Genomic DNA, 23,110 nt, shown 5'->3' on the forward strand with positions numbered 1-23,110 from the left:
TATGCTCGCCCCCGAACCCCAGGCCCAACCCACCGCCACGCCGCCCGCCGCCGAAGCCGTGCTCACGGTGGAGCATTTGTATAAGTCGTTCGGCGACAACCACGTACTGCAGGACTTTTCGCTCACGCTGCACCGGGGCGAAAACGTGGTAGTGCTGGGCAAGTCGGGCTCCGGCAAATCAGTGCTCATCAAGTGCATCATCGGGCTGCTGCGGGCCGAGGCGGGCCGCATTGTGGTGCTAGGGCAGGATGTAGCCACCCTCGACCACGAGGCCATGGACCGCCTGCGGGCCAAAGTGGGCTTCCTGTTCCAGAGCAACGCCCTCTACGACTCGATGACGGTGCGCGAAAACCTGCTGTTCCCCTTGCGCCGGCACTGGCTCGACCACCCCCGCGCCCAGGAAGGCGAGCTGGTGATGCAGGCCCTGGAAGACGTGAGTTTGGCTCACACCGCCGACATGATGCCGGCCGAGCTGTCGGGCGGCATGCGCAAGCGCATTGCCCTGGCCCGCACGCTCATTCTGCGCCCCGACATCATTCTCTACGACGAGCCCACCACCGGCCTCGACCCGGTGACGGCCCGCGAAATCGACCACCTCATTCGGGAAGTGCAGCACAAATACGGCACCACGGCCCTCATCATCTCCCACGACATGAGCTGCGTGCGCCTCACCGCCGACCGCGTGGCCCTGCTGGTAGAAGGCCGCTGCTACGCCGAAGGCCCCTACGACGAGCTAAGCCACCGCGACGACCCGAAAATCCGGGAGTTTTTTGCCTAAGTGCCTAAGGAAGAACTTGTGTTTGGAATGAATAAAGAACGTCGTGTTGAGCCAAGTCGAAGCATGACCGATTCTTGTACGTCTTAACCCTACCTCGCCATGTCGCAGCGCACCGCCAGTAATCATGTTCGCCTGGGCCTGTTTGTGCTGGTCGGGCTGGGAATTCTGCTCGTCACGCTGTTTTTGCTGGGGCGGCAGCAGAATCTGTTCAGCCGCAGCTTTCTGGTGCAGGCCGATTTTCGCAACGTCTCGGGCCTGCTCACCGGCAACAACGTGCGGCTGGGCGGCATTCCGGTGGGCACGGTGCGCAAAATCCAGATCTTGAACGATACCACCGTGCGCGTGGTGATGAACCTGAACCGCGACGCGCAGCCTTTCGTGCGCAAAAACGCCGTGGCCGCCATCGGCACCGATGGGCTGGTGGGCAACACCATTATCAACCTGAGCGCCCGCCCTGGCCCGGCCCCGGCCGTGCAGCCCGGCGACGTGCTGCGCACCAAAAGCCCGGTGGGCATTGATGATATTCTGAGCACGCTCGCTGTTTCCAACAAAAACCTGGTGCGCATCACCCGAAACATGACCAGCATCACCGAGAAGCTGAACACCAGCCCCGCACTCTGGGGGCTGCTCAGCGATGAGGAGCTGGCCGCCAATCTGCGGCAGAGCGTGCGCAACACGGCCGCCGCCACGGCCCTGGCGCAGGGCACCGGCGAGCATCTGCACGCCGCTGCGCACGATGTAAAAGTGCTTACCCGCGGTGCCCGGCAGGGCCGTGGCCCCCTCGGCTACCTGTTCACCGATACGGCCTTCGCCGGCCAGCTCGGGCACGCCGCCCGGCAGCTGGCCGGCACCTCCGACACGATGGCCACCATGCTCAACGGCCTGAAAACCCAGGTCCGGACCGGTGAAGGCCCCATGAGCACGCTGCTCACCGATACCACTTTCAGCCGTCAGATGCGCCAGAGCATGGGCCATGTCGCGCAGGGCACGCAGGACTTCAGTCAGACCATGCAGGCCCTGCAGCACAACTTTCTGTTTCGGGGCTACTTCCGGCGGCAGCAGAAGCGCCAGGCCCGCGCCGCCGCCCAGCCCGAGGCAAACAAATAGCGCCGGCAGCAATCCCGCTGGGGCTTATTGCCGGTTGTCCGCAGCTTAGGTTAATTACGCGTCGGTGGCGGGCACTACCAGCACGGGCACCGGGCTGTTGCGCAACAGCCGGCTCGTTACGCTACGGTGAAAAAGCTGGCCCAGCACACTGCGTCGCCGGGCCGGCAGCACCAGCCAGTCGGCCTGGGTGGTGGTCAGGGCTTGCAGCAGGCCGTCTTCGGGATGCGTGCCGTAGAAGCCCGCCACCGTGGGCGACGGCAGTCGGTCGGGCAGCAGGCGGCTGGTGCGCACATGGTGCAGGGCCGCAGCACAGGCCATATCATCCTGCATGGGTGAGGCCGTGACGACCGTGGCGGGCAGCGCCGGCAGCTGGTGCAGCAACTGCTGCGCAGCTCCGGCTCCGGCAGGCAGCCCGAAAGGCTCTTCATCGGCGGCAATGGCCAGCTGCCGCGGCAGGGTGGGGCCGGCGTAGGTTTCGGGCACCAGCAGGAGCGGCAGCCGGGCATTGCGCAACACTTCCAGTACCGCCGCGCTTATATCAGTGTCGGTCTGCGCATTGGCCGGGCGGCCCACCACAAACACGGCCGGCCCGTAGCGTCGGGCCAGTGCCTCCACGCCATCGGGCAGCAGATCGGTGACCAGCTCCATGCTGGCCGGCACGGGCAGGCCGGCGGTCAGCGTTTGCAGTGCCTGGCGCAGCTGTTGTATCACCTGGGGCGGCTCAGCAAGGTGCAGCTCGTCGCCGGCCAGCAGGGCCAGCTGATTGACGTGCAGCAGCACCAGCCGGCCGCCCAGCGCCCCCGCCAGCGCCGCCCCAAACCGCAGGGCCCGGCGGGCTTCGGGAAAAAAGCTCGTCAGCACAATAAAGGTCAGCGCGGGTCGCGCCGCGCCGCCTTCCGTGCTGGATGCGGGCTGCTTGGCTGGGGGATTCATGGCGGTAGGGATAAATGCCCGGATTGGTTTCCAGAATAGGAATATAGCGCGAAAATCGGGGGCGCGGCGCGCAAAGCGGGAATGGGCGCGGGCCCCGGTCGGGCAGAGCGCCTGCTTCTCACTTCACGGGCCGTACCCCCGATTTTCGCGCTACGGCGGGGCTGCCGGGCAGCGCTATCAGGTGGTGGTAGGCAGAATGAGCACGGGCAAGGGGCTGCGCCGCATTACCTGCGCCGTGACGCTGCGGTGAAACAGGCCACCCACGAACGTGTGGGGCCGGGCCAGCACCACAATGAGCTGGGCCTGCAGGTCGGCGGCGGCGTGCAGAATGCCTTCTACCGGAGTTTCTTCGCGCACTTCGTAGAGGCTGTTGCTGTTCAGGGCCCCAAAAAGCTCGGTGCGGCGCACGGCTTCCAACCCCACATCGGCGCGGGAAGCGCCGGCACCGGCGGCTACGTGCACTACCGTGGTGGTGGGCTTGAGGGCCGCTAGCAGCTCAGTAAGCGCCAAAGAGGAGCTGCTGAGCTGAAAAGGCCGGTCGTCGGCGGCTACCACCACGCGGCTGGGCAGTGCCTGATCGGTCCAGCCTTCGGGCACGAGCAGCAGCGGATAGTGCGCCGCCTGCAGAATGGGCAGCGCCTGGTGCCCGATTAGGCGGTCGAGCATCGTGTCAGGATGCTCGCGGCCCAGCGCCAGCAGCAGCGGATGGTGGTGGCGCACCACCTCGGCAACGGCCGTGCCCAGGCCCTCCGCCGACAGCTCGGCCACGGCGGGCACGGCCAGCCGCCGCACGCGGCGCACCAGCTGGCTCATTATCTGTTTGCGGCTGTCGAGCACGGCGGGGGCGGCCCCGGCGTGCGCCTCATGTTCCAGCAGCGGGTCCTGATACACGTGCAGCAGTACCAAGCGGCCGTTGAGCTGGCTGACCAGGCGGGCAGTATACGTCAACGCCGTCTCGGCGGCCTCCGACAGATCGGTAAGAATTACAAAAGCTGGTTTCATAGCAAAAGGGGTGTTGGGGCCAGATTCCGTTCCGTCCGGCTAATGAGAGCGAGGGTGCGGGGTTGCGCCGGTTGGGGCCGCCGCACGGGTCGTTGGGGAGGGGAGCACAGAGCGCGGCAACGGATTCCGCGCGGGTCGTGTCAGAGATTTGAACCGGGCGGGTGGCACCAGCCGCCCGCCCGGTTGTCGGGAGTCAGGCGCTTTTTGGGGCATTGCCCGAAGCGCCATTGCTGGACCCGCTACGCACCGGAATCTGGTGTTGCGAGGGCTGCTGCTGGCCTTTGGGCACGTGCACGTGCAGCACGCCATTGTCGAAAGAGGCCTCAATCTTGCCGGGCTCGGCGACAGTGGGCAGTTGGAACGTGCGCGTAAACGATCCGTAGGAGCTTTCCACCACATGATACTGACGCTCGGTGCGCTCCTTATCAAACTTCCGCTCGCCCGAGATGGTGAGACGGCCCTGGTCGAAGCTGACCTTCACATCATCTTGCTTCAGGCCGGGCAGGGCGGCCTCAATGTCGTAGCTCTGGTCGGTTTCGTAGGCATCCACTTTAGGCGAGAAGCTGGTCCACTGCCCGCGCGTGGTTACGGTGTCATTGAAAAAGCGGTCCAGCATGGTGCTGAAGCTGCTAGGCATCACGTCAAAGAACGGATCCTGGTATTTCTGGATGGCCATGGCTTTGAAGAGTTAGATGGATGAAAAAGAAAGAAAGCGGATCGGATGGGGGCGCCGGAAAGCGGGACGCAGTGAGTGGCAAAGGGCTTAGTGCTTTGCCGGCCCCTGATTGGGAGCGGAGTGGGGCACCGGACGGGTGCCGGTAGTGCGCGGCCTGCCCGGCGCAGTATCAGGCGGCCCAGGAAACGCGGCCGCGCCGAGCGTGTGTAAAGGAAAAGACGGTACTCTCGCCCCCAGGCTGCTCGAACGCGCCTACAGCGGCATTTCGGCCCTGGTGCGCAGCTTATTGACGATAGTGCTGGCCCCCACCGTCAGAGCGCAGTGCGTGGCCATCTGGGCCTGCTGCCACGTGTCCACGGTGCCGCGCAGCGTGGCCTGGGCGTTTTTCACCGTCACGCGCAGGTGCTGGCCGTGCAGGAAGGCATTCCAGTACAGCTCCTGCCGAATGGCCTGCTCCAGAGCCTGATCCTGGCTGCCGGAAGCGGCAGGGGGCGCGTCGGTGGGCTCCCGGAAAAGCGCCGCCGCCGTGGGCACCTGCAGGTGGTTGTCTACCTGCACCACGCCGCTGACCCCGGCCGCTACCTGCCCAGCGTGCGCCTGCTGAAAATGCGTGTGCACGCTGCCGCTCAGGCTCACCACGCCGCCGTGTACCTGCACCGCCACGCCGAAGCGGCCCACGTACGGGTCGCGAAACAGCGCCCCCTGCACCCGCGTCTGAATGAACGGGTCTTCGTGCAGGCCCACGGGGCGCACCTTCAGCAGATTATGCACCAGCCCCACGCCCACCACGTTGCGGGCATCCTGCCCGGCGGCGTGCCGGGCGGCCAGATTGCTCACAATGCCGCGCAGCGTCACTACGCCGTTGTGCACTTCTACCAGCGGCTCGAAGGAAACCACCCGCGAGTCATATTTGAAGGTGGCCCGGATGGCCTGGGCAATGTCGGCATCGGGGTGGTAGTCGTATTTATCCTGCCGCAGCTCTTCCCAGGGCACGCCCGGCTCCACGCGCAGCTCCTGGGCCGCTACCTGGCTGGCCCCCGCGGCCCAGGCCGTGGCCACCACCTCGCTGCGCTCGGCGGCACTGCCCACTATGCCGCTCAGCTGCACGTGCCCGTCCTGGGCCGCCACCTGCACCAGGCCGGCGTGCACGCGCACGTTCCAGCGCAGCAGCTCCCGGATCTGGGTGGTCAACTCGGCATCGGGGCAGGGCGTGGCCGGGGCGGCGTAGAGCAGGTGGTCGGTGAGGCGGCGGATGCCCCGCACGCCGCTGGCCACGCGCAACGCCAGCTGCCGCTCGGCCCAGTTGCGCACGGTGCCGCGCAGCTCCGCCTCACCCTCGCGAACGTGGCACACCAGCGCGTAGGCGTGCGTGGCCGCATCGGCGGCCAGGGCTTCTTCCAGATCGAGCAGCAGCTGCGCGTCGGGAATTTCCGGCGTGCGGATTTCCAGCTCGTTCACCACCCCGCGCACGCCGCGCACGGCTTTGGCAATTTCCTCGGCGCGGCTGAGCGAGAGCAGGTTATCGGTGAAGCCGGTGAGCGTGACAATGCCTTCGGTGGTGGCCACATCAATCCAGGCGGCCGATACGCCGTGCTTTAGAGCAAACAGCCGCTCAATGGCCGTCGTGATGGCCTCATCGGAGAGCTGGGGGAGGGTTTCGGTCAGAGTTTCGGCGGTTTCCATAGCAAAGGAAGGGGGAAAGGAAGGGGAAGGAAGCAGCGGCGGGAGCCGCCGGAAGCGGCCGGGCCGGCAGCGCAGAACCGCGGCGGCCTACGAAGCCAGGGAAGCCGGCCGGGCGCACGAAGCCCGGCCCGCCGGGGGCGCATAGTGCGGCAGAAATAGTGCAGCAGGAGAAGGGAGCCGACCGGACGCAGATGCTGCCCGGTTTCCGCAGGACAGGCATCAGTCGGCGGCGACAAAACGGCGGCCCGAGCGGGGATGGTGGCTACAGAACGGTGGTGGCTGGTACGACAAAGAACCGAAAAAGGCCCGCCGGTTCCGATGATTCCTGTCACGTCGAAACATGATTTATATCATTGAATCTGAACGGTATGACCGCTCTTGTGTGCCCGTCGGCGGTAGGGGCGACGGGCCTGCCGGGAGCGGCTGGCCGCCATAGCCCGCACCTGCGGAGGGGCATGAGACGAGGCCCGCAGGTGCTAGTGGTGGTGGCGTGGGTGAATATGGCTTCGAAGCGCCGCACACTCTGGGTCCGGGCGCAGCACCCGCTCGCGCAGCTGCATTCATTCAGTGGCGTCTCGCACGCCTGGTTTCACTTAGATCGTGGAACAGCCGCAGCGCGGCGGCAGGTTTGTAGCAACCCATAAGCAGCAAGTTTAAAGCCGGGTGGCGGTAACAGAGTCGTTCGGGCGGTTCTGTCACCGCTACGCGGCTTTGGGTTTTCTCCCCGCCCATGTTCTACAAACCTGCCGCCGCGCTGCGGCTAATCCGATACTTGGGCTAATTGATTTGCTGACGCAACAACAGAGGCCCTTCGGCAAATAAAGGCTGACATTGTCATTCAATACAATTGCCCGCCAAAGGCGGATCAGATCAGCGGGCAGCGGCAGTAGCGCGGCTTTCCGGGGCCGACTGGGGCACCTCGGCGGCGGTGGGCACCACCAGCACCGGCACCGGGCAGTGCGCCAGCAGCCGGGCCGTCACGCTCCGATGAAACAGCTCGCCCAGGTAGCTGCGCTCCCGCGCCATCACCAGCACCAGGTCGGCCCCGGTATCCTGCACGGCCGCTAGCAGACCATCGGCGTAGTCGTCGTGCTCGTAGCCGCGCAGCTCGGGCGTGGGCAGGTCGGCCAGCAGGCCGCTGGCCTGCACGGCCCGCAGGGCGGCGGCGCACCCGGCATCGTCCTGCACCCCGCTCGATACGTGGGCCACCACTACCGTGGCCCCCAGGCCGGCAAGCAGCTGGTGCAGCGGGTGCGCGGTGGGAGCCAGGGCGAAGGCTTCGCGGTCGGCGGCAATGAGCACGCGGCGCGGGGGCGGCGCGGCGGTGGCCGTGGCGGGCACCAGCAGCAGCGGGTAGTGGCCAGCCCGCAGCAGCTCGGCGCAAGCCTGGGCCACGCTGGCGGCGGCGGCGTGCTCGTGGTGGGGCTGCCCCAGCACAAACAGCGCCGGCCGATACCGGGCGGCCAGATCCTGGGCCACCACGGGCAGCAGGTCGGTGGCCAGCTCCACGGTGGCGGGCGTGCGCAGCGCGGCGGCCTGCTCATACAGCGTGGCGGCCGTGTCGGTCTGGCGGGTCAGCTCCTCCTCGCGGTAGGCTTCGCCCACCAGCTCGTAGGGGTCGAAGAGAGAGGCGCGGTTCACGTGCAGCAGCACCAGATTAGCCCGCAGCGCCTGGGCCAGCGCATCGGCGTAGCGCACGGCCTGGCGGGCCGCGGAGTAGAAACCGGCAAAGGCAATCAGGGTGAGAGACATGGCAGAACGGAAATTAGGTGGCAGAAAAAACCTGGCGGCCGCCCACGGCCCGCGGCCGCGCGTCAGCTTTCAACTGCTTCCGTCGGGGCCGAGAGCAGCAGCACGGGCACCCGCGTGTGGCGCAGCACATGGTCGGTTACGCTGCCGCTGAAAAGCTTATGCACCCAGCCGTGGCCCCGGTCGAGCAGGGCCAGCACATCGGCCTGCAGCTCGCGCACGCCCTGCAGAATGCCGGAGGCCGGCAGCTCGCTCACCACTTTGTGCAGGCCGCTATGGGCCATAGTGGAGGCGAGGCCGCAGCGCTGGGCCGCACACAAGCCGTCCCAGCCGCCCGTGCGCTGCTCGGGTGTCAGCACGCATAGGGTCACGATTTCGGTGCCCAGCGCATCCAGCATCGGAGCGGCGGCCCGGGCTCCGGGAGCCAGCCGAAAGTCTTGGTCCTCCACGGCCAGGGCCAGGCGGTGGGGCGGGCGCAGGGCGGCATCGGGCAGGTGTTCGGGCACCAGCAGCAGCGGGTAGCCCGTCTGGTGGGCTAGGGGCAGGGCGCGGTTGCTCAGCCATTCGTCCAGCAGCCCGTTGGTAGCCGTGAGGCCCGCCACCAGCACCAGCGGGTGGTACTTGTCGAGGGCCTGCTCCACGGCATCGGTCCAGCTGGTTTCGAGCAGCTCGGCGGTGGCGGGCACGGGCAGCGCCGCGGCCACCATTTCCAGCGAGCGGCGCGTGTCTGGCACGTAGCTCGTATCCAGAATGGGCAATACGGTGCCGTATTCGGTGGTGGTGGGCATGGGCAAAAACACATGAATCAGATGCAGCTCGGCCCCCAGCGGGGCGGCCAGCGCGGCGGCGTAGGCCCGGGCCCGCTCGGCAGCAGGCGAAAAATCCGTCAGAACAACAAAGCAGGGTTTCATGGCGAAGCAGGCAAAAAGATGAGAGAATGACCGGCCGCTTTTCAGAATTCAGGCTCAGCTCAGGCCGGGCATCCAGCCGGGCAGCGTGGGGGCCTCGGCCGGCAGCAGCAGCACCGGCACGCGGCTGTGGCGCAGCACCTGCGCCGTGACGCTCTGATGAAACAGCCGCCCCAGAAAGCTGCGCGGCCGCGCTATCAGCACCACCAGATCGGCCTGCACGTCGTCCAGGGCCTGCAGCACGCCGGTGGCCGGACTCAGGTGGCTTTCCTCGTACAGCTCCAGCGGGGTGGCGACGGGCAGCAGGCCGCTCAGGTGCACCTGCCCCAGCGCCCGCTGGCCCGGAAACGCCTGCCGCTCATGCGCAGCCGCTACGTGCACCACCGTATAGGCGGCCGGCCAGGCCCGCAGCAGCGGAGCCAGGGCCCGGGCCGCGGCATTCAGCGTGAAGCGCTCAGCATCGATGGCCAGCACTACGCGGCGCGGCACGCGGGCCGGCGGCGCGGCCTCGGGCACCAGCAGCAGCGGCCGGTGGGTGGCCCGCAGCACGGGTAGGGCCTGGTTGTGCAGCAGGTGGTCGAGCAGGTCGTGCTCGGTGCTCAGGCCCATAGCCAGCAGCAGCGGCTGGTGGCGCTGCACGGCCTCTTCTACTGCCGCGGGCATGGCCTGCACCGATACCGTTACCTCGGCCGGAGCCGGCAGCCGCCCGGCCATATCGGCCAGCCCGGCGGCCACTTCGGCCTGGGTGCGGTAGGCCTGGGCGGTGGTCACGGTGGCCAGCTCGGGGTCCAGCAGCGGGTCGTGGTAGAGGTGCAGCAGGGCCACGCGGGCGTGCAGCGGCTCGCCCAGCACGGCCGCGTACCGCGCGGCCTGCTCGGCGGTATCCGTCAGATTGGCCAGCACAACAAAGGTCGGATTCATAGCAGGCAAAAAAGGAGTGGAGAAACGAAGCGTCTCGCGGGCTGACAGATGAGGCATGACGTTCGGGGAGCTTTCCGGGCTACCCCGCCTGATCTTCGGCCGGAAGTAGCGGCACCAGAATGGGGCTTTACTGCAGCAGCAGGGCCAGCGGCAGCGGCGTGGGCGGCAGGTTTTCGTCGGAAGCCGCTTCCTGGGCTTCGGCGGCCAGCTCAGGGTAGTCGCAGCCCCACACGTCCATCGACATCGTGGCATCGGCCTCCTGCGCTACCTGGAGCGTGGAGGGGCTGATGGTGAGAGTCGCCGTGGTCGGGGCCCGGCTTTCGGCGCGGAGCTGCCCGCGCCCGGCGGGGTTCAGCATAGTTTTCATAGGCGGTAGCGGCGGTGCGGGGCCACCTGTTGTTTGGAAGGGGGAAGTGGAGCGCGGGGCGCTCAGGTGGTAGCGTGGCGGCGCGGGGCACCGAGCTGCCAACCCAACATAGCCAGCGCGGCTACCAGCAGCACCGAAAACAGCAGCGTGGGAGTTACCATGACGGAGGTGGGGGGTAAAAAGTGGACGGCTCCGCGGGAGCCAGCAGCAGGAGTCAAATGTCGATGCTAGGTGGGGCCAATGCGCTGACGACAGTTGCCGCCGCTGATTTTTGTCATTCCAACCCCATCCTTCCACCAACATTCCATCAACCGCACCCACCCGACCCAAGGGTGGCTGCGCACAAGGCCGGTCGCGGCCCGGAAACTCTCTTAAAGATAACGCTTCTGCACGTCAATCTTGCTTTTGCGCTACTTTTTCCGGCTTTCCTACTGAAAGACTCCCGGCTTCGCCCCACGTTGCACCGGCCCCGGTCGCCCCTTAGCGCCTCGCCCCAAACAGACCCCGCCGAATCACCTCGTCGCGCTGATAGATGTCGGGCAGGAAGCGCAGGTGGCCGTTTTCGCCGATGCAGGTGGCATAGCGCACGTGCAGGGCGATGGGGCGGCGCAGGCGCACGTCGCGGGGGCGGGGCTGGCGGGCGCACTCTTCCTCGCTGGGCAGGCGCAGAGGCTGACCGTCGCGGCGCAGCAGCAGGGCGGCCAGCTGCATGGGCTGCTCCAGCCGGATGCAGCCGTGGCTCAGCGCCCGCTCGGGCTGCGCAAACAGCTGGCGCGTGGGCGTATCGTGCAGATACACCGAGTACGGATTCTCGAACCGGAACACGATGTTGCCCAGCGCATTCTCACAGCCCGCCGACTGCCGGATGACGTAGCGAAAATTCTGCGCCGTCACGCGCCGCCAATTGATGCGGTAGGGGTCCAGCAGCCGGCCCCGCTCGTCGTAGAGCGTGTAGTTGTTGCGGGCCAGGTAGCCGGGGCTCACCTTCAGGCGGGGCAATATCTCCTTGGTGGCAATGGAGCGCGGCACGTGCCAGTCGGGGGCCAGGGTGAAGTAGCCGATGGCGCTGCTGAGTGTGGGCGTGGGCGTTTTGGGCTTGCCTACCACCACGGGGCGGCGGTGCAGCACCGAGTCGTGGGCCACCACCTGCAGCTCGTAGGCCGGAATGTTGATGAGCAGGTATTCCGAGTCGGCAATGGCATCCCAGCGCCAGCGCTCCAGGTTCAGGGCCGCTTGCTGGTAGCGGGCCTCGTGCTGCCGCCCCGAATCGGGGGGCACGGGCCGGGTCAGCCACTGCGCCAGGGCCCGCTGCAGCTCCCGGTACTCGCGGTTGGGGGGCTGGCCGGCCAGCATGGTGGCGGGCACCGCGCCGTGGCCCAGCGCCGCCCGCAGCCCCAGGGCCGGCTGCCAGGCCCGCCCCGCCGCCTTTTCCCGCCCCGACAGCGTGTAGGGCCGCAGCCGGCCCCGGCTCAGGTCGCGCATGAAGCGCAGCACTGCATCCGTAAGGTATACCTCCAGCCGCGCCTGCTGCCGGGCGCGGGCTTCCGCCAGCGCCGGCCCGGCCGGCTGCCGCAACGAGTCGCGCAGGGCCTGCAGGCGGGGCCAGCCGTAGTCGGTGGGGCGCAGGCCGTGGGCGGGGGCGCGGGCCAGCAGCCCCAGCGCGGCCGAGGCATCGGGGTTGAGGCTGTCGGTGGGCTGGGTCCAGGCGGGGGCGAAGGTGGAACCGTAGAAAGTGCGCACATCGGAGCCGGCCCGCAGGCCCAGGCGGGCATCGGCGGCGCGGGCGGGGCCGGCAGCCGTATCGAGCAGCGCCCGAATCAGCGGGGCCACGGGCACGGCCGGGGCCGTAGTCGGCGGCAGCGCCCGGACTGGTTTGGGAGCCGTTAGCAGACTTGGCGGCGGCGCGGAGCTGCACCACTGCACCGCCAGCAGCAGCCCCACACCCCCAACAAACGGGCGCATGGCGGCGAGCAAAGGCACAAAGATGGCCATGATGCTGAATTTGAAACTGTTTTTCCGACTTTCCCCGCTACTGTTTCGGCCGGCCGGCCCGGCGCGGATTTCTGGTGAAAAACAGCCGCCAGCCCGGAGCCAGTGAAACTGCTATAAGTTACGAAATAGGTGCGGAGCGGCCCGAAGAGCAGAATTCTGCCCACCTTAGACTTTCTCCACCGCCTGGTCCCTGCCCCATGTCCCCCAACGCCTCGTCTGCCGCCGTACCCGGTGCCCGCGCCGAGCGCCGCTTTCTGGCCGGCCCCCGCAGCCGCCGCAGCGAGCTGCGCTTTCTCTGGACGATGCTGCGCGAGTTCACGCACGGCTTTCGGGTGCTGCATTTTGTGGGGCCGTGCGTGTCGGTGTTCGGGTCGGCGCGGGTGGCCGACGGCTCGCTGTATTACACCCTGGCCCGGCAGCTGGGCGCGGGCCTGAGCCGGCAGGGCTTCACGGTACTCACCGGCGGCGGGCCGGGCATCATGGAGGCCGCCAACCGCGGAGCCCGCGACGCGGGTGGCCCCTCGGTGGGCTGCAACATCGTGCTGCCCCAAGAGCAGCAGCCCAACCCGTATCTGGACCGCTGGCTGGCCTGCCGGTATTTCTTTGTGCGTAAAGTGTTGCTGGTGAAGTACTCCTACGCCTTCGTAATAATGCCCGGCGGCCTGGGCACGCTCGACGAGCTGTTTGAGGCCCTCACCCTGATCCAGACCAAAAAGATTCTCGACTTTCCGGTGGTGATAGTGGGGCGCGACTACTGGCAGCCGCTGCTAACGCTGCTGGCCCGCATGGAGGAGCAGGGCATGGTAGCGCCCGCCGATCTGCGCCTGCTCACCTACACCGACTCGGTGGAAGAAGCTTTGGCCTACATCGAGCGGCATGCCGTGGTGAAGTTTAAGCTGGTGCCGCCCCCGCGGCGGCGCTGGTGGCTGGGCGAGTAGCCGCGCCCCCGCAAAAAGGCTGCAGCGGCTCAAATTCAAGAGTTTGCACCCGAAAGCGCGCGTACGGCTGCCGCACGCCTTCCACCACGTAGCTGGCCTCACCCACGCCGGGGATGAGCACGCCCTGCCAGCGGCGGTACTGCTCGAAACGGCACAACCAAAGCCCTTGCGTGGCCTCGTCCATCTGGCGCATGGCTTCGCATTCGGTCACTTCGTTCTGCGCATTAAACCGGACCAGGCACGACACCACCTGGCCCTGATGGCTGAGCGTGAGGCGGGCCGATTGGTCGTCGATGGCCGTCCAGGTTATGTTTTTGCCGGGTAGCAGGGTGGTGGGCAGCCAAGTGCTTTCAATCAGCCAGCGCAGCAGCTCGCCTTGGTTGTAGGCGGGGCCAGTGCCGCCGGCAATGGGCACGGCCCCGAGCAGGCGCACCGCCAGCCGGCCGCGGCCAGCCACATACTCGTCGCGGGCCGTGAACCAGCGCGTGATGCCCTGCCAGATGAAGCCTGGCGGGTCGGCGGTGATGTACTGCTGGCCCTCAATGGCTATCCAGTCGTTCTTCAAATCGGTTTTGAACTGCCCCGTATGGCGCAGGCGCAGCCCACGCAGGTAGGGCTGGCCCTCGGGCAACACGTGGCGGAAGTAGCGCTGCACCGGCGCGGGCAGCCCGGCCAGCTCCGCCGCCCGAAACACCTGGCCGGCAGTGGGCGGCACGCGGGCAAAAAGCCGGGTCACATCCCGGCGCAGCCGGTAGGCGGCCAAGGCGCGGCCCAGCGCTAGCGTCAGCACGGGCATCGTCAGGGCCGTGGCGGCCAGCAGCAGCGTGTTTTTGCGGTTCATACGCATAGTAGTAAGGAGCAGGCTACGGGAACGGATCAGTGAAATCGGCTTTTCAGATACCCTCAAACAGCAGCTGTTTCTCCAGATAGTCGGGTACGGTCACATTGGGCCAACCGCGGTCCTGGCGCAGCGTGTGGGCCAGGGCCTCGGCGGCGGCGGGCTCGCCGTGCACGATAAACGTGCGCTTGGGCGGCTGCCGGAAGTTGCCCAGCCAGTGCAGCAGCTCCTGGCGGTCGGCGTGGGCCGAAAAGCCGTCTAGCTGGGCCACGTGGCAGCGCACGGGCACCATCTCGCCGAACATTTTGATGGCAGTGGCGCCTTCCTGCAGGCTGCGGCCGCGGGTGCCCTCGGCCTGGTAGCCGATGAGCAGCAGCGTATCCTGGGGGCGGGGCAGGCGGTGAAACAGGTGGTGCACAATGCGCCCGCCCGTGCACATGCCGCTCGACGAGATGATGATGGCCGGCCCCGTCTTGTCGTTCAGCTGCTTCGATTCGGCGGCCTCCGTGATGAAGCGCAGGCCCGCGAAGTCGAACACATTGCCGTGGCCCAGCCGGTGCGCGGCTGGGTGGCGCGGATACAGATCCGACACCCGGATGCCCATCGGACTATCCACGTACACCGGCACCGGCGGCACGCGGCCCTCGGCGCGCAGCTTTTTCAGGTAGTAGAGCAGCGTTTGGGTGCGGCCCACGGCAAAGGCCGCAATCAGCAGCACGCCGCCGGGAGGGTCCAGGGCTGCGTGCACCACGCGGGCCAGCTCCGCCTCGGGGTCTGAGATGCGCGTGTCCCGGTCGCCGTAAGTGGATTCGACCAGCAGCACATCGGCCTGGGCAATGGCAGCCGGGTCGTGCATCACGGGGTTGTCGTAGCGGCCCAGGTCGCCTGAAAATGCGAGCTGCTTGCGCTGGGTAGCGCCCTGCACGCTCACCTCGGCCACGGCCGAGCCCAGAATGTGGCCGGCCTCGCGGAAGGTGAGCGTGAGTTGGCCGTCGAGGAAGGCCAGGGGCGCGTCGTAGGCCACGCTTTCTACCAGCGGCAGCACCTGCTGCACGTCGGCCTGGGTATAGAGCGGCAGGGCGGGGTGGTGCCTGGAAAAGCCTTTTTTGTTGGCAAAAGCCGCCTCTTCCTCTTGCAGCTTAGCCGAGTCGAGCAGCATGATGCTGAGCAGGTCGGCGGTGGGTTCGGTGCAGAAGATGCGGCCCCGGAACCCATCTTTCACCAGCCGGGGCAGGTAGCCGCTGTGGTCGATGTGGGCGTGAGTGAGAATGACGGCCGCCAGCTGCGCGGGCTCCAGCGGCAGCGCCTCGCGGTTGCGCAGGCGCAGCTCCTTCAGCCCCTGAAACAGGCCGCAGTCGACGAGCACCTGCTGCCGCGCGGGCGGGGTATCGAGCGTGAGCAGGTACTTGGACCCCGTGACGCAATGGGCCGCACCGAGAAACTGGAGGCTGACATCCATGTCGTTGGCAATGAAGGTGATTTTGCCCCAAGGTTCCGGCAATTACCGCCTCCGAACTATGACCGAAATCATGCGCCGGCGCTAATATTTTGCATATTAGCGGTTGTTCCGCCGCTGGTTCTTTGCCCGTCTAGGCTTTGTGGACAGTAGAATAGCACGAACATCAGATTCGCCCTTGCCTGGACGCCTAATTGGCAAAGAGTCCCCATTTTGCCCCGCAATACTGGCCCCCTTCCGCAGTATTCTTCATCTCCTCACACTATGCCCTCCCAAGTCATTTCTCTCCGTCCCTTTATTGGAGCCAGAGACTTCACCGTTTCGCGTAACTTCTACCGCGCTTTCGGCTTCAGCGAAATGATTCTCTCACCCGTTATGTCATATTTCTCTCGGCAAGGCGTGGGCTTTTATCTGCAGCATGCCTACGTGCAGGACTGGGTTGATAACACTATGCTGTTTCTGGAAGTAGCGGATGTAGAGCAGTATTGGGCTGAGCTAACGGCGCTGGACCTACCCGGTAAATACAAAGGCGTACGAATTATGCCTATCCGGCAGGAAGCCTGGGGCAAGGAGGGTTTTATCTTCGACCCCTCCGGTATTCTGTGGCACATAGGCGAGTTTAATTCGTAAAGGAGAGCAAGTTGCATTGCCAACTGCTGCGCACTTACTCGCTACTCCTGATTTGATACGCTAGCTGTCCACACACTCTGTTTTCCCATCCGATACCCTTCCCGCTCATGGCCGTCTCCCTGCTCATCCTCACCGATTTTTTCCAGGCCGCCAACCGCGCCCTCGACTACGCCACCAATCTGGCTGGCCCGCTTAGCGCCCGCCTGGTACTGCTACACGTGCGCCGCGACTCGCTCCTCGACCCGGATACCTTTACTGGCGAGCTGTCGAACCTCAATCAGGAAGCCATTGGGCTGGCTCTCAACCGGGTGGCCTCCAACCTGTCGGTGCCGGTGGTGGCCGAGGTGGGGCACGGGCAGGTGCTGGAAGCCCTGGCCGATGCCGTGAGCCGCCACCAGCCGGCCCTCATCGTGCTGGGCCGCCCCGACTATTCGGGCACGCCCGACGAGCTGGTTGAAACCACGTCGCTCGACATTCTGCGCACCGCGCCCTATCCCATGCTGGTGGTGCCGCACACCGTGAGCACCACCGCCCCGCCCCGGCGCGTGCTGCTGGCCGTCGATGGTGAGCCGTTCACGCTGGGCGAGCACACCGGCATGGCCCGCCACCTGCTCACTTCCCTGGGTTGCGAGCTGACCGTGCTGCACGTAGCCGCGGCCGCGGCGGCCGAAATCGACCCGGCGGCCCTGAGCGCGGTGCACGATACGGGCCTGCTGATTGATTTGCCCGCCGTGCACACCCGCACCGTGGCCGGCACCAGCCCCGCCGACGCCATCCTGCAGGCTGCCCGCGCCGCCGATTTCGATCTGGTGGTGCTCATTGCCCGCCGCCGCAGCTTCCTCGGCAGTCTTTTTCACCACAGCGTCACGGCGCAGGTGCTGCTGAATAGCCGCCTGCCCGTGCTGGTGCTGCCGGCCGAATAGCCCCGTTTTCGCGTCCAAAAAGAAAGCCCCGCCGGAATGTTCCGGCGGGGCTTTCTGCTGAAAATATGCGGGAGAAGCGGGGCTAGGCCACCAGCCGCTCCCTGGTCACGACGGCCTGATAGGCGGGGAATTCGTCGGCTAAGGCAAATTCGGCCAGCGTAATCTCGCCGTCGATGTAGCGTTGCAGCTCAGAAATTATTTCGGGGCTGGGAGGAGTGCCGCCCAGCGCTGCCACGGCCACGCCCCATTCGGCGCACCGCTGCCGCTTGAGTCGGGCCGCTGTCTCGGCTTCGCTCAAACCCGCTGGCAAAGGGTTGAATGGCGTTTTCATTGGTTGAGTTGGGTGATACGGGATTTTATACGGACCACCACTCAAAAAGGCTACACACTCCTACCTCCGTGGCGGCAGCCTCACCAGCCCAAAGCCCGCTGACAGTCAGCAGAAACCCTTTTTCAGCGCCGAGAAAAAGCTGCTAGGGATTGGTGCTCCACATGCCGGCCTCTTTGATGAAGATGCGGCGGTTGAGCCGGAGCTGGGCAATGATGAACTCGGCCAGATCTTCGGGCTGCATCACCTTGGCCGGGTTGCCGTCGGTGAGGTTGTTGCTGATGGCCAGTTCGGTAGCCACGGTGCTGGGCGTGAGGGCCGACACGCGGATGTTGTGCTTGCGCACCTCCTGCATCAACGACTCGGTGAGGCCCATGATGGCGAACTTGGAGGCGCTGTAGGCGCTGGTGGTGGCTGCTCCGCGCAGGCCGGCGGTAGAGGCAATGTTGATGATGTCGCCGGTTTCGCGGGCAATCATGTCGGGCAGCACGGCGCGGGTGGCGTAGTAGGTGCCCATCAGGTTCACCTGCACGATATGCTCCCACTCGGCGGGCGGCATATCCACCAGCTTGGCGAAGGTGCCGATGCCGGCGTTGTTGATAAGAATATCGATGGGGCCGAGCTGGCTGATTATCTGCTTTATGGCGGCCTCTACGGCGGCGCGGTCGGCCACGTCGGCGGCGGCTACGGCGGTTTTGCCGCCCAGCGCCTCAATTTCCTTCGCTACCGACTGCAGCTGGCTTTCGGTGCGGGCCAGCAGGCCTACGTGTACGCCTTCGTGGGCCAGGGCAATAGCGACGGCGCGGCCAATGCCTTTGCCCGCGCCCGTGACGAGGGCAATTTTTCCGGTGAGTGATTCCATGGGGGAGGAGTAAGGATGAAAAAGTAGCGCGGAAATCCGTTCCGCGATGAGCGGAGCGAGTTACCCCGCGCCGGGGGCCATATTCCAACCGGAGAACGGCTGCAAGGATGGGCAGATACTACGCGGCCGGACTACGAAAGGCTACAACCGACGACCAGGGAATTGGTTGGCTAGCCCCCCTCTAAGTTTTGATTCTAGTATATTCTGTCGTGTAACACCCTACCGCCGCCCGATTTGCAACTCAAGCCATATAAGCGGTAGCTGCGTTAGATTTCAATTAGCAGGCCGGTATTGCCGAGGCGCACCCAGTTGCCGGTGGTGGGGCCGTGCATGTCGGCATACGTGCGGCGGGAGATGCAAGGGATATGGCAAGTATGTTGATTTTCCAACTTTCAAGTTAGTGTTTAGAACAAATCATACATTTAGTTCTCGCCAACTAACTCTGTCATTTTCAACCGCATCCCTGATTAATCTTTGCCGCTTGCTTAAAGATGATTTACCAGTTTTTATTTCGAGAATATAAATATCAACAACGTCTTCGTTTTCTATTCCTTCGAACACAATCATATCAATTGGACTTCCTATAAACCTAGCTTCTTTAGGATTAAAGGGGAAGTTTTGATGAAAAGGAATTAGATGTTCGGTGACTTTGCCTAAAATTACTGACTGGCTTCGATTAATTGCATCTTGCCGATAAAACATCTCATATTTGGTTTTCCATGCTTCCAAGTCAGCAAGAGCAGTCTTAGCAGCGGCTGCAGATAAGACTGCTCTCAAACTTTCAATCTCATTATTTTTGAATTCGTCAAATTGCTGATTTGCCAGAATAGGTATATTTTTATAGGTGTCATTAAGTTTTGACTGAATATCTTCTATTTCTTTTCTGAAAAAGGTCTCTCTTTCAAATTGCAAAGTCTCTGATTCTTTCATTAGTAAGACTTCTCTGTTCTTTATGACTTTTATCTCTTGTCCTCTGAAATAATAAAGAATAAAAAATATTATTGCAATAATGAATGCCAGAATTGTGCTTGTCTCCATGAGTTAAGTTTGTTTTTGTTGGTTCAACTTCTCCAAAGCTATCTGCTTCTTTCCAACATCATTCAGATTCTCATCAATGTATTGCCGCCGTACGCGATACGCTCGACAGCTAGGGCCACCAGCCGCACATGCTTCCGCCCACACGCTCGAAGCGCACCACCGTGCCAGCCGGAACGTGGAGGCAGAAGCCGCAAGCAGCGGCGCGGGGTAGCCTGGCGATGCTATTCGGCGCTCAAAAAGCAAAGTCCATTTCTGCCAGCTCGCGGCCTACGGCCCGCACACCTTCCAGAATCCGCCGCGTCTGGGTGGGGCTGGGCTTCTTGTTGCCGGAAACATACTGGCTGAGCAGGCTTTGGGTCATGCCCAGACGCTTAGCCAGCGCGGCGGCGTTGATGACTTTGTAGGCGTCGAAAAACGATTTCAAGTCATAGGTGATTTTCACGTCTTCGATGCTGATAGTGCGGCCCGTGTCGCTCAGGGCTAGGTTCAGCACTTCTACCATGTTGGCCTTCAACTCCTCGAAGTTGGTTCCCACTGTGTAAGCGCCTTCGCCTTCGTTGTAGGCGCTGTAGCCCGTGGCGGTGCGCTCTACTATCATCTCATATTTTTTCATCGTCTGGCTTGCTACTTGAGTAGATTGGGCATCTGGTTCTATTCTCAAAGGTAGTTAATTCACTACCAATATCGCAGCCGCCCAGCGGGGCATCATGCTTTAGCAGCGGCGCTACTTGAGGCCCGCCTGTTTCAGCAGCACCGCCGCCAGCCCTTTGCCGACCTCCGCGCTGCCGTGGAGCGGAAATTCCAGGTAGCCGCTTCGGGTGAGAGCTTTCTTGGTGGCGTGCGCCAGCTTGATGTGGCTGCCCGTCTGGGCAATCTTGTACCAGCCGTCTCTGGTCAGCCTGCGGTAGAGTTCCGAGCTTTTCATAGCTGAATGCAAGCAATCAGTTGGCCGGTAGCGTCGGCGCGCGCGCTCAGGAGGAGGGGGAAAAACATGGTTTTAAGGTAGAGAGGAGAAGCGTAAATGTCGTTTATCCGTTGTCAATAACGGCTCGATGGGTTTGCGGCCGATGAGGTTGCTGTAGAATTGATTATTCCAACTAAAGCTACTGGTATCGGGAATACGGTTTGCTACGCCCAAAGTACTCGATGTAGGTGCCGGTACAAAGTTCAGGTGGCCCGCAATACCGCCCAAATGCCCCGAACTTCCTACATTCCGCCTCCGAACCACACGCCTTCTTTCCGCATGAAAAACCTTGCCCTCACCGGCCTGCTGGCCGCCGCTTTGCTGGCCGGCTGCAACCAGCAGAAAACCACCACCGCCAACACCGCCGACGCGAAAGAGCTGCCCGCGCTGTTCGATACGTATTGGGAAGAGCAAGCCAAGCTGTTTCCGCTGGCCGCCACCGCCCAGGGCGACAACCGCTACAACGACCAGCTGCCCAACGACCAGACCCGCGCCTTTCGCCAAAGCCTGGCCGCCTTCTACCAGCGCTACCTCACCCAGCTCGGCCGCTTCGAGCGCGAAAAGCTGTCGGCCAACGACCGCACCAGCTACGATATCTTCCAGTATGATCTGCAAACGCGGCTCGACGGCCTGCAGCAGGGCATTCTGGTGGGCAGCGACTATCCCGCCCACTGGATGATTCCCTTCAGCCAGTTTGGCGGCCTGCCCATCTCGCTGGGCCAGTTCGGGGCCGGCACCGGCAGTCAGCCGTTCAAAACCGCCAAAGACTACGACAACTGGCTGGGCCGCGTCCACGGTTTCCCGGTGTGGGCCGATTCGGCCATCAGCAACTTCCGGGCGGGGATGCGGGCCAGCGTGGTGCTGCCCCGGGCCCTGGTGCAGAAAATGATTCCGCAAATGCGGGCGCTGGTGGTCACGGACCCCGCCAAAAGTCTGTTCTACGGCCCCATCAGCACTTTCCCCAAAGACCTGGCCGCCGCCGACCGGCCGCGCCTGACCACGGCCTACCAGCAGGCCATCGGGCAGGAGCTGGTGCCGGCCTACCGGAAGCTGGCCGATTTCCTGGAGCAGGAATACCTGCCCAAAGCCCGCGCCACCACCGGCATCAGCGCCCTGCCGGCCGGCCCGGAGCAATATCGGTTTCTGGTGAAATACTGGACCACCACCGACAAGACCCCGGAGGAAATCTACCGGACCGGCCGGAGCGAAGTGGCGCGCATTCGCACGGAGATGGAGCGGGTGAAAGCCCAGACGGGCTTCAAAGGCGACCTGAAAGCCTTCTTCGAGTACATGAAAACCGACCGCCGGTTTATGCCCTACAAGTCGCCGGAGCAGGTGCTGAGCGCTTTTCGCGGCATCCAGGCGCGCATCACGCCCAACCTGAAAAAAATGTTTGGGCGCACGCCCAAAACCGGGTTTGAAGTCCGGCAGACCGAGGCCTTCCGCGCCGCCTCGGCTTCGGCCGAGTATAATCCCGGCACCCCCGACGGCTCCCGGCCTGGCATCTTCTACGTGCCCATTCTGGATGCCACCACCTTCAACACCACTTCCGGCATGGAGTCGCTGTTTCTGCACGAGGCCATTCCGGGGCACCACTACCAGGTTTCGCTGCAGCAGGAAAATGAAAGCCTGCCCAAATTCCGCCGCTTTGCCTGGTACGGAGCCATGGGCGAGGGCTGGGCGATGTACACCGAAAGCCTGGGCAAAGAGCTGGGCCTCTACACCGACCCCTACCAGTACATGGGCGCGCTGGGCGACGAAATTCACCGCGCCATCCGGCTGGTGGTAGATGTGGGCATGCACACCCAGAACCTGACCCGCGAGCAGGCCATCGACTACATGATGGCCAACGAAGCCATCGGCGAGCAGGGCGCGACGGCCGAGATTGAGCGCTACATGGCCATTCCGGGGCAGGCGCTGTCGTATAAGATCGGGTCGCTGAAAATCGGGGAGCTGCGTCGCAAATACGAGCAGCAGCTCGGGCCGGGCGCGGCGGGTAAGCTCCGCGAGAAGTACCCGCACCAGAACGGCAATCATTTCCACCTCAACGCCTTTCATGATGAGCTGCTGCGGGATGGCGTGATGCCGCTGGCCGTGCTGGAGCGCAAGATGGACGACTGGGCCGCCGGGGAGAAGTAGGTCGGCGCTTGGGCCCGAATTTCGTCCCAACGCCGGGCCGGCTCCTGCGTTTAGGCCAGAAACTCATTCTTCTACCCATCCCTTTCTTCTTATGGCAAATCTTCTTTGGAAAACCCTGGGCGCGGGTGCCCTGGCCGGCCTGCGCAGCATGACCCCGCTGGCCACGCTGAGCAGCTCGCTGGCCAAGCACAACTCCGCCAATCTGGCCGCCTCGCCGCTGCGGTTTCTGCAGTCGAAAGCGGCCGCTACGGGCCTCAAGCTGCTGGCCGGCGGCGAAATGGTGGCCGACAAAATCCCCGGTATGCCCAACCGCACCAACCCAACCGCTCTGCTGGGCCGTGCCCTTTCCGGGGCCCTGATTGGGGCCACGATGTATAAAGCGGGCAAAAACCGGCAGGTAGCCGTGGGGGCCGCGCTAGGCAGCGTGGCCGCCGTGGCCGCCACTTTCGCCAGCTTCCACCTGCGCAAAAGCCTGGGCAAGCAAACCCAGGTGCCCGACACGGCTTGGGCTCTGGCCGAAGATGCCGCCACGCTGGGCAGCAGCCTGGCCGTGGCTAAAGCGCCCAAAGAGGCCCGGCCGCGGTTTGGCCGCTACGCCTGGCCCCGCTACGGGCAGCGCGGGTTTTGGGGCTGAGCCGGCCGGTCAGGCTGATTTTTAAACTGCCCGAACAATGAAGCGACGCGACTTTCCGCGTCTTGGCGTTGAACGACTCCCGAGGGTCGCGAATGCCGAGACGTGGAAAGTCGCGTCGCTTCATCGTTCAGAATCTTCACGGACTGGCTCTGCGGTAGGCCGATTGGGTGTGACAAAATAATGCTGACTGCCTGTTGTTGTCACAAGCCAGTGTGTGACACAATTCTGTACATTACCGATTGTT

The 23,110-nt window shown here is 64.4% G+C and carries 24 protein-coding genes; 7 read left to right on the plus strand and 17 right to left on the minus strand.

Annotation, left to right across the window (positions count from 1 at the left end):
- The first annotated feature begins 1 nt into the window (after position 1).
- Together BUB62_RS17940 and BUB62_RS17945 are read left to right on the plus strand one after the other, a co-directional pair.
- Complete coding sequence (locus BUB62_RS17940; protein WP_073112559.1) at positions 2 to 778, plus strand: ABC transporter ATP-binding protein; 777 nt, start codon at positions 2 to 4, stop codon at positions 776 to 778.
- A 99-nt stretch (positions 779 to 877) separates the two neighbouring features.
- Positions 878 to 1,885 carry an MlaD family protein gene (locus BUB62_RS17945; RefSeq protein WP_073112561.1) on the plus strand — a complete coding sequence of 336 codons (1,008 nt, stop codon included), beginning with the start codon at positions 878 to 880 and terminating at the stop codon, positions 1,883 to 1,885.
- Positions 1,886 to 1,939: 54 nt separating this feature from the next.
- On the opposite strand, the gene BUB62_RS17950 is transcribed toward BUB62_RS17945, so the two are convergent.
- The 9 genes from BUB62_RS17950 to BUB62_RS17990 all read right to left on the minus strand — a co-directional run bounded on the left by BUB62_RS17950 (position 1,940) and on the right by BUB62_RS17990 (position 12,116).
- Positions 1,940 to 2,818 carry a universal stress protein gene (locus tag BUB62_RS17950; RefSeq protein WP_073112563.1) on the minus strand — a complete coding sequence of 293 codons (879 nt, stop codon included), beginning with the start codon at positions 2,816 to 2,818 and terminating at the stop codon, positions 1,940 to 1,942.
- Between the two features lie 177 nt (positions 2,819 to 2,995).
- Positions 2,996 to 3,820, minus strand: a complete 825-nt coding sequence (locus BUB62_RS17955) for a universal stress protein (RefSeq protein ID WP_073112565.1) — start codon at positions 3,818 to 3,820, stop codon at positions 2,996 to 2,998.
- A 193-nt stretch (positions 3,821 to 4,013) separates the two neighbouring features.
- Positions 4,014 to 4,496, minus strand: coding sequence for an Hsp20/alpha crystallin family protein (locus BUB62_RS17960; RefSeq protein ID WP_073112567.1), 483 nt, complete (start codon positions 4,494 to 4,496; stop codon positions 4,014 to 4,016).
- A 252-nt stretch (positions 4,497 to 4,748) separates the two neighbouring features.
- Positions 4,749 to 6,179, minus strand: coding sequence for a BON domain-containing protein (locus tag BUB62_RS17965; RefSeq protein ID WP_073112569.1), 1,431 nt, complete (start codon positions 6,177 to 6,179; stop codon positions 4,749 to 4,751).
- A gap of 870 nt (positions 6,180 to 7,049) precedes the next feature.
- Positions 7,050 to 7,931, minus strand: a complete 882-nt coding sequence (locus BUB62_RS17970; protein ID WP_073112571.1) for a universal stress protein — start codon at positions 7,929 to 7,931, stop codon at positions 7,050 to 7,052.
- A 62-nt stretch (positions 7,932 to 7,993) separates the two neighbouring features.
- The gene (locus tag BUB62_RS19700; protein WP_073112573.1) at positions 7,994 to 8,839 is read right to left on the minus strand and encodes a universal stress protein; all 846 of its coding nucleotides are present in this window, start codon (positions 8,837 to 8,839) and stop codon (positions 7,994 to 7,996) included.
- 54 nt (positions 8,840 to 8,893) lie between these two features.
- Entirely contained in the window at positions 8,894 to 9,757 is an 864-nt protein-coding gene (locus tag BUB62_RS17980) for a universal stress protein (RefSeq protein ID WP_073112575.1), read from the minus strand.
- A 127-nt stretch (positions 9,758 to 9,884) separates the two neighbouring features.
- Positions 9,885 to 10,124 carry a hypothetical protein gene (locus BUB62_RS19390; RefSeq protein ID WP_073112577.1) on the minus strand — a complete coding sequence of 80 codons (240 nt, stop codon included), beginning with the start codon at positions 10,122 to 10,124 and terminating at the stop codon, positions 9,885 to 9,887.
- Positions 10,125 to 10,604: 480 nt separating this feature from the next.
- Positions 10,605 to 12,116, minus strand: a complete 1,512-nt coding sequence (locus BUB62_RS17990; protein WP_073112579.1) for a L,D-transpeptidase scaffold domain-containing protein — start codon at positions 12,114 to 12,116, stop codon at positions 10,605 to 10,607.
- Between the two features lie 197 nt (positions 12,117 to 12,313).
- On the opposite strand from BUB62_RS17990, the gene BUB62_RS17995 reads away from it, so the two are divergent.
- Positions 12,314 to 13,054 (plus strand): LOG family protein, encoded by a 741-nt coding sequence (locus tag BUB62_RS17995; protein ID WP_073112581.1) that lies wholly within the window; start codon positions 12,314 to 12,316, stop codon positions 13,052 to 13,054.
- On the opposite strand, the gene BUB62_RS18000 is transcribed toward BUB62_RS17995, so the two are convergent.
- Both BUB62_RS18000 and BUB62_RS18005 read right to left on the minus strand, forming a co-directional pair.
- The gene (locus BUB62_RS18000; RefSeq protein WP_084539191.1) at positions 13,008 to 13,895 is read right to left on the minus strand and encodes a DUF6544 family protein; all 888 of its coding nucleotides are present in this window, start codon (positions 13,893 to 13,895) and stop codon (positions 13,008 to 13,010) included. The genes BUB62_RS17995 and BUB62_RS18000 overlap by 47 nt on opposite strands.
- Before the next feature lie 52 nt (positions 13,896 to 13,947).
- On the minus strand, positions 13,948 to 15,393 hold the full coding sequence (locus BUB62_RS18005; RefSeq protein WP_234988814.1) for an MBL fold metallo-hydrolase RNA specificity domain-containing protein: 1,446 nt from the start codon (positions 15,391 to 15,393) through the stop codon (positions 13,948 to 13,950).
- 330 nt (positions 15,394 to 15,723) lie between these two features.
- Here BUB62_RS18005 and BUB62_RS18010 point away from each other — a divergent pair, with 330 nt between their 5' ends.
- Both BUB62_RS18010 and BUB62_RS18015 read left to right on the plus strand, forming a co-directional pair.
- The gene (locus tag BUB62_RS18010) at positions 15,724 to 15,978 is read left to right on the plus strand and encodes a VOC family protein (RefSeq protein ID WP_234988815.1); all 255 of its coding nucleotides are present in this window, start codon (positions 15,724 to 15,726) and stop codon (positions 15,976 to 15,978) included.
- Between the two features lie 107 nt (positions 15,979 to 16,085).
- Positions 16,086 to 16,901, plus strand: a complete 816-nt coding sequence (locus BUB62_RS18015) for a universal stress protein (protein ID WP_073112585.1) — start codon at positions 16,086 to 16,088, stop codon at positions 16,899 to 16,901.
- Positions 16,902 to 16,983: 82 nt separating this feature from the next.
- Here BUB62_RS18015 and BUB62_RS18020 read toward each other — a convergent pair whose 3' ends face one another.
- The 6 genes from BUB62_RS18020 to BUB62_RS18045 all read right to left on the minus strand — a co-directional run bounded on the left by BUB62_RS18020 (position 16,984) and on the right by BUB62_RS18045 (position 20,054).
- Entirely contained in the window at positions 16,984 to 17,232 is a 249-nt protein-coding gene (locus BUB62_RS18020) for an antitoxin VbhA family protein (protein WP_143164271.1), read from the minus strand.
- A 142-nt stretch (positions 17,233 to 17,374) separates the two neighbouring features.
- The gene (locus BUB62_RS18025; RefSeq protein ID WP_073112588.1) at positions 17,375 to 18,091 is read right to left on the minus strand and encodes a 3-ketoacyl-ACP reductase; all 717 of its coding nucleotides are present in this window, start codon (positions 18,089 to 18,091) and stop codon (positions 17,375 to 17,377) included.
- A gap of 266 nt (positions 18,092 to 18,357) precedes the next feature.
- A complete protein-coding gene (locus tag BUB62_RS19705) occupies positions 18,358 to 18,480 on the minus strand; it encodes a hypothetical protein (protein ID WP_084539192.1) in 123 nt (40 codons plus the stop codon).
- 25 nt (positions 18,481 to 18,505) lie between these two features.
- The gene (locus tag BUB62_RS18035) at positions 18,506 to 19,129 is read right to left on the minus strand and encodes a Holliday junction resolvase-like protein (protein ID WP_200799949.1); all 624 of its coding nucleotides are present in this window, start codon (positions 19,127 to 19,129) and stop codon (positions 18,506 to 18,508) included.
- A gap of 232 nt (positions 19,130 to 19,361) precedes the next feature.
- Positions 19,362 to 19,742: a helix-turn-helix domain-containing protein gene (locus BUB62_RS18040; RefSeq protein ID WP_073112590.1), complete on the minus strand. Its 381-nt coding sequence runs from the start codon at positions 19,740 to 19,742 to the stop codon at positions 19,362 to 19,364.
- 111 nt (positions 19,743 to 19,853) lie between these two features.
- A complete protein-coding gene (locus BUB62_RS18045) occupies positions 19,854 to 20,054 on the minus strand; it encodes a type II toxin-antitoxin system HicA family toxin (protein ID WP_073112592.1) in 201 nt (66 codons plus the stop codon).
- 318 nt (positions 20,055 to 20,372) lie between these two features.
- On the opposite strand from BUB62_RS18045, the gene BUB62_RS18050 reads away from it, so the two are divergent.
- Together BUB62_RS18050 and BUB62_RS18055 are read left to right on the plus strand one after the other, a co-directional pair.
- The gene (locus tag BUB62_RS18050; RefSeq protein WP_073112594.1) at positions 20,373 to 22,232 is read left to right on the plus strand and encodes a DUF885 domain-containing protein; all 1,860 of its coding nucleotides are present in this window, start codon (positions 20,373 to 20,375) and stop codon (positions 22,230 to 22,232) included.
- Between the two features lie 91 nt (positions 22,233 to 22,323).
- Entirely contained in the window at positions 22,324 to 22,866 is a 543-nt protein-coding gene (locus BUB62_RS18055; protein ID WP_073112596.1) for a DUF4126 family protein, read from the plus strand.
- The last annotated feature ends 244 nt before the right edge of the window (positions 22,867 to 23,110 follow it).

This window comes from Hymenobacter daecheongensis DSM 21074 (assembly GCF_900141805.1).
GTDB classification, from domain to species: Bacteria; Bacteroidota; Bacteroidia; order Cytophagales; family Hymenobacteraceae; genus Hymenobacter; species Hymenobacter daecheongensis.